The organism is Arthrobacter sp. M2012083 (genome assembly GCF_000281065.1).
Lineage (GTDB): Bacteria > Actinomycetota > Actinomycetes > Actinomycetales > Micrococcaceae > Arthrobacter.
Window position 1 is genome coordinate 12,391 of sequence record NZ_AKKK01000006.1, and the last position, 12,217, is coordinate 24,607.

The 12,217-nt window shown below is 63.4% G+C and carries 11 protein-coding genes; 2 read left to right on the forward strand and 9 right to left on the reverse strand.

What is annotated here, in order from left to right; translation table 11 throughout:
- Nucleotides 1-49: 49 nt before the first annotated feature.
- The 4 genes from A477_RS0103420 to A477_RS0103435 all read right to left on the reverse strand — a co-directional run bounded on the left by A477_RS0103420 (nucleotide 50) and on the right by A477_RS0103435 (nucleotide 3,379).
- Nucleotides 50-340, reverse strand: a complete 291-nt coding sequence (locus A477_RS0103420) for a WXG100 family type VII secretion target (protein ID WP_017197622.1) — start codon at nucleotides 338-340, stop codon at nucleotides 50-52.
- Between the two features lie 139 nt (nucleotides 341-479).
- On the reverse strand, nucleotides 480-1,943 hold the full coding sequence (locus tag A477_RS0103425) for a sensor histidine kinase (RefSeq protein WP_017197623.1): 1,464 nt from the start codon (nucleotides 1,941-1,943) through the stop codon (nucleotides 480-482).
- A 3-nt stretch (nucleotides 1,944-1,946) separates the two neighbouring features.
- Nucleotides 1,947-2,657: a response regulator transcription factor gene (locus A477_RS0103430; RefSeq protein WP_024819794.1), complete on the reverse strand. Its 711-nt coding sequence runs from the start codon at nucleotides 2,655-2,657 to the stop codon at nucleotides 1,947-1,949.
- An 89-nt stretch (nucleotides 2,658-2,746) separates the two neighbouring features.
- Complete coding sequence (locus A477_RS0103435; protein WP_017197625.1) at nucleotides 2,747-3,379, reverse strand: LysE/ArgO family amino acid transporter; 633 nt, start codon at nucleotides 3,377-3,379, stop codon at nucleotides 2,747-2,749.
- 68 nt (nucleotides 3,380-3,447) lie between these two features.
- Between A477_RS0103435 and A477_RS0103440 the strand changes: the two genes are divergently transcribed.
- Complete coding sequence (locus tag A477_RS0103440; RefSeq protein ID WP_017197626.1) at nucleotides 3,448-4,389, forward strand: LysR family transcriptional regulator ArgP; 942 nt, start codon at nucleotides 3,448-3,450, stop codon at nucleotides 4,387-4,389.
- Between the two features lie 85 nt (nucleotides 4,390-4,474).
- Complete coding sequence (locus A477_RS0103445) at nucleotides 4,475-4,690, forward strand: hypothetical protein (protein ID WP_017197627.1); 216 nt, start codon at nucleotides 4,475-4,477, stop codon at nucleotides 4,688-4,690.
- Between the two features lie 39 nt (nucleotides 4,691-4,729).
- Here A477_RS0103445 and A477_RS0103450 read toward each other — a convergent pair whose 3' ends face one another.
- From A477_RS0103450 to A477_RS0103470, 5 genes are all read right to left on the reverse strand, one after another.
- Nucleotides 4,730-6,853 carry a multicopper oxidase family protein gene (locus tag A477_RS0103450; protein ID WP_017197628.1) on the reverse strand — a complete coding sequence of 708 codons (2,124 nt, stop codon included), beginning with the start codon at nucleotides 6,851-6,853 and terminating at the stop codon, nucleotides 4,730-4,732.
- Between the two features lie 12 nt (nucleotides 6,854-6,865).
- Complete coding sequence (locus A477_RS0103455; protein ID WP_017197629.1) at nucleotides 6,866-7,339, reverse strand: hypothetical protein; 474 nt, start codon at nucleotides 7,337-7,339, stop codon at nucleotides 6,866-6,868.
- Nucleotides 7,340-7,559: 220 nt separating this feature from the next.
- Complete coding sequence (locus A477_RS0103460; RefSeq protein WP_017197630.1) at nucleotides 7,560-9,218, reverse strand: DNA repair helicase XPB; 1,659 nt, start codon at nucleotides 9,216-9,218, stop codon at nucleotides 7,560-7,562.
- 72 nt (nucleotides 9,219-9,290) lie between these two features.
- Entirely contained in the window at nucleotides 9,291-11,756 is a 2,466-nt protein-coding gene (locus tag A477_RS0103465; RefSeq protein ID WP_017197631.1) for a helicase-associated domain-containing protein, read from the reverse strand.
- Nucleotides 11,757-11,809: 53 nt separating this feature from the next.
- Complete coding sequence (locus A477_RS0103470) at nucleotides 11,810-12,025, reverse strand: hypothetical protein (RefSeq protein WP_026005327.1); 216 nt, start codon at nucleotides 12,023-12,025, stop codon at nucleotides 11,810-11,812.
- Nucleotides 12,026-12,217: the final 192 nt, after the last annotated feature.

The following is a 12,217-nucleotide window of genomic DNA, read 5'->3' on the forward strand; positions in this document are numbered from 1 at the left end:
GCCAGCCCCGCAGGAGTTCATGGATGGGGGAGGACCAGGTGCAGGGCAGCTAGTACGTGAAGCGCCGGGTGTTTCCCTGCTCCACTTCCAAGTAGCTCGTGGCTGCTGAGGACAAGGCGATGTTGATGGATGCCAAGGAGGCCTCAACCTTGCTCTGAGTCAGTGCCCACTCCAGGACGAGCGCCTGAAAATTCGTGGCAGCTGTTCCCCGCCAGGTCGCCTCAAGTTCCTCCAGGCCGCGCCGCATGGTCTGCACATCGGAGCTGATGCGATCAACAGTTCCTTTGACGTTGGCCGATTTGAGCTGGAGCAATTCGGTATCGACGGAGATGACGCTCATGGGTGGTACCTTTCGACGAAGATGTTCCGCGGATTGCGGCGGGATGCGTGGCTACAACATCGAGCCTAGGCAGCCGCCCGCAACCGCAGAACAGGACTTCGTCGCTATGTGGACAGTAGCGCTATGTGGATAAGACGCGTCAGGTGGACAGGAGTTCTGCCGATTCCTCGTGGAACGGAAGGCTGACAACCAAAGTGGCGCCGCCGCCGTCGGTCTCGGCCACTTGGACCGAACCGCCATGGGAACCGACGATTGCGGCAACAATCGCAAGGCCGAGGCCACTGCCGCCCGTTTCGCGGGTCCGCGAGGTATCCGCACGGTAGAAGCGCTCGAAGATCTTGTTGGTTTCAGACTCCGGAATGCCTGGCCCGTGATCGCGGATTTCGATGACGGAAACTGAACCGCTGGGGGTTTTACGAACACCCACGGCCAATTCCATGGGGCTTCCCTCGGGTGTGTACCGCAGCGCATTTCCCACGAGGTTCCCGATGACCTGCCGAAGTTTGGCTTCGTCACCTTGGACGGGCGCGGCAGTGGGGGCGGCGCCGTCGAGCCCGGTGAGCGTGATACTCCGGTCCCCGCATGAGGCCTTGGTGTCCACCACTGCATCGTGTGCAAGGAGCTGCAGGTCCACAGGCTTGAGCTGAAGCGGGCGCTGTTCATCAAGGCGGGCCAGCATCAACAGGTCTTCCACCATGGAGCCCATGCGCTTGGCTTCGCTTTCGATCCGGCCCATCGCCATCGCGACATCCTCTTGGGTGGCCAAGGCGCCGTGACGGTATAGCTCAGAGAAGCCCCGGATGGTTACCAAGGGGGTGCGCAGCTCATGGGAGGCGTCCGCTGCGAAGCGGCGCATGCGTCCTTCGGAAGCGGCGCGGGCAGCAAAGGAAGCCTCAATATGGGCAAGCATGGCATTCAGGGAGCCACCCAGCCGGCCAACCTCGGTGTGGGGATTGTCCACTTCCACACGGCGGGACAGGTCACCGGCCGCGATGGCCGCAGCTGTCTTTTCCACCTTGGCGAGGGGGCGGAAGGACCGTGCCACAGTCCAGGTGGCGATGAAGAACGCCAACACGAGCGTCAATAAGCCAACACCTACAACCACCAGGACAGCGTGCTCCATCACTTTGTCTACCGGCGTGAGCGGCAGCCCGATGATTACTACGCCGTTTTGGCCGTTGGCGGTGACTCCGATGGCTACCACGCGCCAGTTGGTACCGGCAGTGCCCTTGACCTGGAAGGGGGAGTTGCCGCGGAGTTTGGCCTCAGCTGCGGTGATGTTGGCGATCGCGGGACGATCACTTTGGCTGCCGCCGAAAGGGTACGGCTCGAGGCCCGGTACGTACAGTGTCAAAGAGTAATCCGTGGGCACGGCGGAGTCGGTGGGTGTCGCCGGGTTTGGCTGGGCCAGCCTGTCAAAGGACTGCTGATCCTGCGCCAAAGCAACGGCGGCCTTGAGTTTGTCGTCCACCTGGCCCTGCAGGTAACTCTTGACGAGCGTTAGCGTTCCCGCGCCCGTAGCCGCCAGGGCAAGCAGGAGCAGGCCCATGATGATGGCGACGAGCTGCGACCTCAGGGACGCCGATTTCCAGCGAAGCAGCAAGGGTCAGCGCTTCTCTGCCGTTCGCAGCACGTAGCCCACGCCGCGCTTGGTCTGGATGAGGGCCGCGGCATCGGGATCGATGTCCACCTTGCGTCGAAGGTAGGAGATGTAGGACTCTACGATCGAGGCGTCGCCGTTGAAGTCGTATTCCCACACGTGGTCAAGGATCTGGGCCTTGGATAGCACTCGGTTTGGATTCAGCATGAGGTAGCGCAGGAGCTTGAACTCGGTGGGGGACAGCTCGATCACGGTTCCGCCCCGGCGGACCTCGTGGGCGTCGTCGTCGAGTTCAAGATCATCGACGCGGATCACGGCGTCGTCGTCTTCGAGAGGCTGCGTTCGGCGAAGGACGGCACGTATGCGGGCCACCACTTCGTCCAAGCTGAAGGGCTTGGTGACGTAGTCGTCGCCGCCCACAGTGAGGCCCGTGACCTTGTCCTCGGTATCGTCCTTCGCGGTGAGGAACAGTACAGGGAAGTGCTTGCCGGCAGCGCGGAGGCGTCGGGTCACAGTGAAGCCATCCATGTCCGGCAACATGACGTCCAGGACTGCCAGGTCCGGAGAGTGGAGATCGGCCGCGGCGAGGGCTTCGCGACCATTGGCGGCCGCGACGACCTCGAAGCCTGCAAAACGCAGCGACGTGGACAGCAGCTCGCGGATGTTGGGCTCGTCGTCGACAACGAGAAGCTTGGCTTCGGGACCGTTCTTTTTCATGACACCCATGATGCTCCCAGAATCTGGGAGTTCACTGGATGCTGCATGTGAGCGGACTTAGTGGCTGCGGCCGGTTGACGCGCCCGGGTTCAGGCCCCCAGCACCAACCCGGTTCCCAGCGCCACCATGGTCACTGAGATGCCGCCATCCAGGAACCGCCAGGATAGTGGCCGGGCGAAGAAGCCGCGGAGGAAGCGTGCCCCGAATCCAAGGGTGGCAAACCACACGATGCTGCCCAGCATGGCTCCGGCGCCGAACCACCACTGCAGTTGAGCTCCTTGGGCGCTGGCTATCGAGCCAAGGAGGGCTATGTCCAAGTAGACGTGCGGGTTCAGCCATGTCAGTGCCAGGACGGTGGTGACGGCGGCGGCGAGCCCACGCTTCGCGCCGGCGTCGTTGACTGGCCCTTCACTTGTCAACGACTGCGGGCGCAACGCCCTGCGGGCGGCCATGATGCCATAAGTCACCAGGAAGGCCGCCCCCACGTAGCGAAGAACGACGACGGCGGCGGGAGCTGCCGTAATGAGGGCGCCGGTGCCAAGGACTCCGGCAGCGATAAGGACGGCGTCGCTCAACGCGCACACCGCCACGACAGGGACGATGTGCTCGCCGCGGATCCCTTGGCGGAGTACGAAAGCATTCTGGGCGCCGATGGCGACGATGAGGGCGAGTCCGGTGGCCATGCCCAGGCCTGCGGAATGGAAGAAATCAGTATGGTTCACCCTTCGAAATTACGGTTCCCGGCATATTTAGACCAGCTAAAGATTCTCATGCAACATAAGATGATCTTATGCCTCACTTCCCCTCCGAGCAGCTGCTGACCTTCGCGACCGTCCTCTCCGAGGGCACCCTGGACGCTGCTGCCCGCGTGCTTCACATCACGCCGTCGGCCGTCTCTCAACGGTTGAAAGCGCTCGAGCAGTCCTCAGGCAGAGTGCTGTTGCAACGCAGCAACCCTGCCAAAGCCACCGATGCAGGCGAGGTGGTGCTGCGTCTGGCGCGGCAGGTGGCCCAACTGGAAGCTGATGCCGGGCGGGAACTGGGCTTGGGCGCCGACGGGGCGCAGTTGGCGGTGCCGATCGTGGTCAACGCGGATTCGCTGGCGGTGTGGTTCCTCCAAGCGTTGGCCAAGGTTCCCGCGGACCTCAACGTCACCTTCGACCTTCACCGGGACGATGAACAACACTCCACTTCATTGCTGCGCTCAGGCACGGTCATGGCGGCCGTCACCGCCACGCCCGAGCCTGTGCAGGGGTGCCGCGTGGAGAGCCTCGGGGTGATGCGGTACCGTGCCGTTGCGGCACCGCGTTTCGTGGACCGTTGGTTCCCGGGATTGTGGAAGGGCCCGGTCTCGGGTGGGGGCTTGACCGGGACCGCGCTCAATGCCGCGACCACCGTGGACTTCGACCGCAAGGACACCTACCAGTGGGCCTTTGTGCAGTCGGCATTCAAGGCTGAGGGTGAGCCGCTTCCGGAACGGAAAGGACCGCGCCATTACGTCCCGGCTTCCCAGGACTTCGGCGATGCCATCCGTTTGGGGCTCGGCTGGGGGCTAATTCCGGAAGTTCAATGCGGACCGGAAATAGCAGACGGCAGGCTGATCGAGCTCGCCCCCGACCACCCCTTCGACGTACCGCTTTACTGGCAACGCTGGCGGACCGCGTCCCGTGTGCTTGATGTGCTCAGCGAAACCATCCGCGAGGTTTCAGCGCTGTATCTGCGGAAACCCTGAGGCTGCGAAAGTACTGCATGCTCGAAATCCGAACACGCCCACGGATGCTTCTAAAAATGTCAGTGCCCCGCTCCACACTTTAACCATGGCAAACACAGCAGCTCCCGCAAGCATCCACCAGCACCGTGACGTGGAGTTCCACGTGACCTACCTGGACACCGATTCCGGCCGCATCCGGCGTGAAGATTTTGAGGACCTGGCAGCGGCTGAGCGGTTCGCCAGTGCCCAACTCCGCGATGAGGACGGCTGGGCCGTGGTGGACCACGTCAAGATCCAGGTCACCAGCCGGATGGTCGCCTGAGGCGCAAGCCTCCCTGCCGGCTCACTCCGGCCTGCCGGCTCACTCCGGCCGGTTGTTCGAGTGTCCGCCGTGCATGAACGGCGATGACACACCCTGGTACTTCAGCAGCATCATCATCCCCTCGGCGGCGTGGTCCAGGTTGTGGCAGTGGTCCATCCAGATGCCGGGGTTATCGGCGTGAAGCATCAACTCCCACACTTCGCCCGGCAACACATCCACGGTGTCCAGAATGAGCGGTGACCCGCTTGGAGCTACGCCATTCCTGCTCAGTACTTGCACGTGATGTCCGTGGGGATGCATGGGATGCGGCTCGGAGGTGCGGTTCACTACCGTCACCTTGACGGTATCGCCCTTGGCAACCTCAATGGACGGAACCAGCGGATATGCTGCCCCGTTCACGGTGAACGCGTACCGGAGAATCCCGTCGACAAAACGGAACTGCCGGTCAAGCACCATTACCTCTTCGCGGGTGATCGGCCGGACGAGCTCTGCCTCCTGCCCGAAACCATCCAGTTCCACGGCCCCTTCCAGTTCCCCGACCACGGGCTCGCCATACTCCAAAAGGTCCAGCACGGGCATGGTGGCGAAAACGCCTGCTGGCACCTTGTCCGGAACCATCTCCTCAGGTTTGGCGGCTTGATCTGAGGCAGTTGAACCAGATGGAGCGATGACGACGACGGCGTTGGCCGCAGCGTCCGAACGAACGGTGACTGGGGAGTCAGGCATGGTGAAGGCGATATCCACCCGGCCGCCGGCACCAAGCCGCACCAGTTTGTTGGTCACTTCCTGCGGATGGTTCACCTCAGTTCCATCAACCGCAACGGCTTTGAAGGCCGTGCCCTGGATCAGGTATCGCTGCTGCACGGAATCGGTGTTAAGGAGCCGGACCCGCACGCTTGAGCCAGGGGTAGCGGTATGCCCGGTGGCACGGTCTGAGGAGCCCAGCAACCCCAGACCGCTGAGGTCGTGCCCGGCCACCACAACGTCCGTGTCAGCACGGGGCGAAGTGGGGTGGTGCACGACGAATGTGCCGTAAAGGCCCTTGCGGACCCCCTCGGCTGAATCTTGATGCGTGTGGTACCAGTAGGTACCTGCCTGGGCGGCCAGGAAGCGATAGGTCATGGATTCTCCGGGCATGACGGCGTCCTGTGTCGCCCCGGCCACGCCATCCATGGCATTGGGGACGTCGTAACCGTGCCAATGAAGTGTCACGCCGGCAGCCACATCGCGGTTATTCAGCACCACCTCCATGACTTCGCCCAGGTGGGCCTCCAAGGCTGGACCTGGAAGGCTGCCGTAGGTCCACGCCTCCGTGGCTTGCCCGGATGGCAGCACCACCTGTTCCACGCGGGCAGTCAGTTCGTAGTGCCGGACCACAGCGTTGGCGGGAGTTTCGCCCACCAAGCTGTTGACCGGCGTCGGATCCGTCATCACGACGTCGGTACCGCCGTGATGGGCGACGGCGGCAGCAATGGTTGCGCCGTCGGCGGACCGGCTCCCAAGCCAAGCAAAGACTCCGGAGCCCAACGCGGTACAGATCATGAGTCCGGCAACCGCCGTCGCCGCCGTCGGACGCCTGCCGGCGGGTGAAGCGCCGCCTCGACGAGCTGCCCGAACGGCCTTGCTTGACTGCGTACTGCGTCGCGACGAAGGTCGTGGCGAAAACAGTGCGAGCTTGGCGATCAGCACTGTCGCGGCCACCATGAACAGCAGCACCACCAGGCTCCAAGGAGCAGGGAACGGCCCGAGAAGCAACGTCAGGGCGAGAGATCCCACGGCAGAGGCGGCAGCTGCCACCACGGCCAGCACCGCCCACTCGCGGTACGGTCGCGGATCTTCAGTAACAGGTTGGGGGCCGGTGTTCCGCCTCCTCAGCAAGAACGGAACACCGGCCGCCGCGGCCCAAGCCGCGGGGATGGCGGTCAGAGGCACGTTGATGGTTATGCGTTCGCTGGCAAACCACCAACTGCCCGCCACCAGAGCAGGAAGCAATGCGTACCGCCCCACTGTCACTGCGACGGCTATACCCACTAACAGCAGTGCCAGGTCAGTCCGGCGCGACCTGTCTCTCAAAGACGCGGTCAGCCAAGCAGCGGCAATCCACGCGCCGGCCGCGAACACGGACAGCAGCAGGTCCACCGCCAGCAGCTGCGAGGTGTTCACAGCTGCAAGTGCTCACGCTGGGCTGGGCGACGTGGAAGCATCCGGGGAGGCGGCCTTGGGAGGCAACGGTTGAGGGTTGAGGGCTGCGGCGCGGGCACGCTTGAACAACCAGTAGGACATGAAGATCATCAACACGCCAACAATCGGGTGGATGGAAACCACCCAGGAGCCTGCCGGAGTGATGAATTCCGGTGAGGAACCCGTCAACATGCCGCCGATGATGAAGATGAAGAGTTGAAGCCATGTCAGCAGGAAGATGCCTGCGGCCAACCAGATGGTGCGGGACCCCACCTTGGCAATGGCCGCTACGATCGCAGCCAGCAATGCTGAGTACCGCAGCACGTATTGGCCATTGACGGCATGGTAGACGCCAGCTTCACGCTGGGCTTCGATGGTGTTTTGGAAGTGGAAGTATCCGGCGAAGAACAGCTGCGCGAGTGCTGACAGCAGGACGATCGCGGAGAGGACCAGGAGGGCTTTGCGCATGGGGAATCCTCTGGTAATCAATTCACAGATTCTTCAAGGCCTTCAAACCGTCGGCTCCCTGGCTGCGGGCTTCCCCCACTGCCGACGGCTGGCCGCCGGGTTGCCTGGACCAAGGGCAACCAATAAGGGCGGAGAGCTTCACTTGGAATCGTAAAGTTGCTGGAGGTGAATAGCAAGAGGCCTGAGGTTTATTATTCCGGCTGAATTCAGCAGGGCCTGCCTACTGCTCCTGTCCAACGTCCTTGCCCACGTCCTTGGCATCCATGATCCTGTACGCGTAACCCTGCTCGGCCAGGAACCTTTGGCGTTTCGCCGCGAAATCCTGATCCAGGGTGTCCCGCGCTACCAAGGAATAAAACCTGGCCGCACGGCCGTCCTGCTTGGGACGAAGGAGGCGTCCCAGCCGCTGGGCCTCTTCCTGCCGCGAGCCGAAGGAACCCGAGACCTGGATGGCGACCGATGCTTCAGGGAGGTCAATGGAGAAGTTGGCCACCTTGGACACCACCAAGGTGTGGATCTCACCCTTGCGGAACGCGTCGAAGAGCTTCTGCCGTGCCTTGACGCTGGTTTCGCCTTTGATCAGGGGAGCGTCCAGCCGTTCGGCGATCTCATCGAGTTGGTCGATGTACTGGCCGATCACCAGCAACTGCTCGCCCTTGTGGACTGCCACCAGGTCTTCGACCAGTTTCGTCTTGGTCTCCGAGGTAGCGCAGAGCCGGTATTTATCAGCGTCGTCTGCCATGGCGTAGGCCACCCGTTCGTCGCGGGGGAGGTCCACGCGGACTTCGACACAGTCGGCGGGCGCGATGTAACCCTGTGCCTCGATGTCCTTCCAGGGTGCGTCGTAGCGCTTGGGCCCGATGAGGCTGAACACCTCACCTTCCCGGCCGTCTTCCCGAACCAACGTTGCCGTGAGGCCGAGCCGACGCCGGGCCTGAAGATCCGCCGTCATCCGGAAGATCGGGGCGGGGAGCAGGTGCACCTCGTCATAGATAATGAGGCCCCAGTCGTGCCCGTCGACGAGTTCAAGGTGCGGGTAAAGGCCACCGCGCTTTGTGGTGAGGACCTGATAGGTGGCGATGGTGACCGGCCGGACTTCCTTGACCGCACCGGAGTATTCGCCGATCTCGTCTTCGGTCAGCGACGTCCGCTTGAGCAGTTCATCCTTCCACTGCCGGGCAGAGACGGTGTTGGTTACCAGGATCAGCGTGGTGGTGGAGGACGTGGCCATCGCTGCCGCACCCACAAGTGTTTTTCCCGCACCGCAGGGAAGCACGACGACGCCGCTGCCGCCGGCCCAGAAGTTTTCCGTGGCCAGCTTTTGGTAGGGGCGCAACTGCCATCCGCTCTCGTCCAGCATGATGAGGTGCGGTTGCCCATCCACGTACCCGGCAAGATCCTCTGCGGGCCAGCCCAATTTGAGGAGCAGTTGCTTCAACTGTCCGCGCTGGGAGGAGTGCACCACCACGGTTTCACCGTCGATCCGCGGCCCCAACAGGGGAGCGATTTTCTTGGCACGGATGACTTCCTCCAACACGGGGTAGTCGTCCGTCCGCATCACCAGTCCGTGCTGTGCATCCTTTTCAAGGCGGAGCCGGCCGTAGCGGGACATGGTCTCTTCGATATCGATCAGCAGCGCGTGCGGCACGGGAAAACGGGAGTACTTCAGCAGCGTATCCAGCACCTGCTCCGCATCCAGCCCTGCCGCCCGGGCGTTCCAGAGACCCAGCGGCGTCAGCCTGTAGCTGTGCATATGTTCCGGCGCGCGCTCCAACTCGGCGAAGGCTGCGATTGCGTGCCGGGCCTCCGTAGCCAGCTCATGGTCGACCTCCAGCAGGATGGTCTTGTCACTTTGTACGATCAGCGGACCGTCGGTCACTGTTTCATCCTCACTGGGGTTGAATCCTTACTTGCGCAGCATCACGGCGCGGTTTCCATGAACGGCGCGGTTTTATGAACGGAGTTCCCGTGCGGGTTCCACATCGATGATCCGGTGGATGGACAACACCCGTTCGGTGTCCTTGGCGGGATCGAAAACCCTGACGCGCCCACCGGAGACGGATACAGGAACAACGGTTTCGGTGTTGGCATTCCCCAAGCTGTCCACGACGTTCATGGTGACCGCCTGTTTTAGCCGGATTGCCGTCTGTAGTGTCTCCAAGCCGAGCTGGGTGGCAGCCTCGCCCGTCGCTTCGGCCGGGACCGCGCGGTGTTGCCGCAGGACCGTAAGCTGCGCTTCGACGTCGTCGTCCGGCGGTGCCGTCCGGGGCGCCGTATAGACGGGCCGCGCGCTGCCTGGCACTGCCGTGGTCCGTTTGAAACGCACGACGGCGGGTTCAGCCTCCTGCACGGCAGGCGAGAGGCCCAGCTCGCGCAGGACACGCGCCGTTTCGCGCGGACTGGCAGAGGAAGTCAGGACAGTGGGGGCGATGCGCACCAGGCTCAAGGCTGACGTCCGGGCTTCGCGGAGGAGATCGGTGATGGCCGTTTCGTCGTCGCTCTGGATGAAGCTGGCACTGGTGCCGACACGGAGGCGGCCATGTCGGGAAGCCGTGTCCTGGACAAGGTACTCCAACGGTTGCGGTACGTCCGTGGCGGAATGCTCGCGGAGGAACGCCAGCAGCGATTCCGCATCCTGCCCGGCGTCGAGCGCCCTCCTGACGGTGGTGGCGGAGAATCGGTAGATCGACGCTGGGCCCTGGCCTTCGGCGTCGGCCATCAACAAGAGGGTTTCGCTGAGTTCCGGCGCGAGGTAACCGGGAGCTACAGCCGTGAGATCCGCTTGGAGGAGGATGTGGTTCACGGCAGCCGGCAAATGCTCGCCAAGGATGGTCATGGCCATTTCCGGTTGACCGTCAGCGATGGCCGAGCCTAACTGCGTCAACGCACCCGATCCCATCAGTCCCAGGAGCGTGGCCTCCTCAAGGATGCCGCGCACCAGGGAACTGAAACGGCGGGACATCCGCGGCTGCGCCCATTCGGCACGCTGCAGGACGGCTCGGGCATCCAAAACGGGTGCCTTTCCATCCGGCGCTGCGGCCTCCACAGTGAGCTCGTTCAGGATCTCCAGGACCCGGCGGCGTACCACCGGGGCGTCGGGCCGCTGTGCTTCCGCGGACAAGGCGTTGATGGTGGTCCCGGCCGCGCCCTGATGGGCTGACGACGATGCGGGACCAGTGAGCGGCTGCCCCACCAGTGAAGGTGCCCGCTCACTGGCCAGCCAGGCGTTGACCAGCCACAGCCACTGTTCCTGCCGGGGCAGGTTGAGCCATTCAAGCGACGGCGGCTGTACCCAGGTGGAGCTGTCCACATCCAAGCGGAGCAGTCCGGCCATGGCGCACAGCTCCAAGAGGATGGCTGTTTCATGGACGCCCAAACGGATGGACTCCGCCAAACGCCTCAGCTCCCGCACACCCACACCACCGCTACGGAGGGTGGCCAAGGGTTGCTCCCTGACTGCGAACAGCAGCTCAGCAGTCAGCCGCAGGATTTCGGCGATGGCACCCATGGCCGCATTGCGTCGCAGGGCAGCGCTCGTGTGGCCAAGCTCCGGAACAGGTGGGGCCAGCGTGAAGTCATCCACGATTGCACCACCACGCAAGGCAAGACCCACACTGTGGGGCAGCTCGACGTGGCCGGCATCCAAGGGGACCAGCAAGCCGCGCGCCAATAGCCAATCGATAGGCCCGACGTCGTGGCTTTCGTGGGTGACCGACGCCCGGCGCTGTGCTTGGGGTACTGCGCCCATGGCCCAGCTGCCGAACTTGTCCAACAAGCCCACCGTCCGCTCCGGTGCGGTAGCCAGGATGGCACGCAGATTCTCAGGAGTGGATGTCCAGCGTTGCAATGCCAAGGCTGCGTCCATCGGAGTGCTGGCGGGGTGGATGCCCGCGCCGCTTTGATGTAGCTCGGCTACCAGTTGTACTACCCGCTGGGCGAAGGCCGGTTGGAGCCGTACAAGTTCGGTGTAGCTGCGGCCGAGGCCCGCCGGATAGATGCCGATGACGTCCTTGAGGCTGCCCACGGGAAGGTAGAAGCGCTGACGGGACGACGTTGCCGGCGAGCCAGCGGGTGGGTCTGCCCTGTGTACTAGTGCCAATTCCTGCAATTTGGCGAGGATGGGGTCCAGCGCCGAAAGGGTGGAACCGGCAATGACCTTCTTCAGCCCGGCCGCGGAGATACTGTGGCCGGTATCGGCATTGGTGCAGAGGTGGAGTGTTTCCAGGACCTGCATTTCAGGCTTGTTCAACCGCTCCAAGGCCCTCTGGACACTGACCCGGGCGCTAGCCCTGGCAGCCAAGGCCGGGAAGTCGGGAGCCATGGGGGAGATCAGGTCCGGTCGCGCGGCAAACAAGGCCCGCAGCGAATTGTCGCTGCGCGCTTCGAGTTCCTTGCTGAGCGCGCGTATAAGGGACATCAATCCAACGTTACCGCCCCGGGGCCGCTCGTGCCCGTCACTGGGGCAGGAGGTTACTGTCGGCGGCGCTGGCGAACGGAGTCAACAACCAGTATTACCGCGAGCATGAAGGCCACGGGCAGTCCGTAAAGGGCCGTCCACGTCACCCATACCGGCGGCACGCCACCGTTGAACGCCACAGCCATGACCGTACCGACGGCCGCCAAAGAGATGACGGCAATGATGGCAGCGGTGATCATGATGGGGCGGCGGTAACCCGGGAAAGTCATGCCCACAACGCTAGCAGCAGCACGCCCGGACGATTCATTGCGGCCGCTCTCGTCCCGTTCGTGTACTGCGTGGTCGCGGCAAAGCGGGAATAGGGGGTCCGGCAGGATAACCTTGAAGGAACAGACCAACACGGACCGGGCTGTCACCCTCGATCCCGCAGATCCCTGTGGATGCGGTGAGCGGCCCGACGT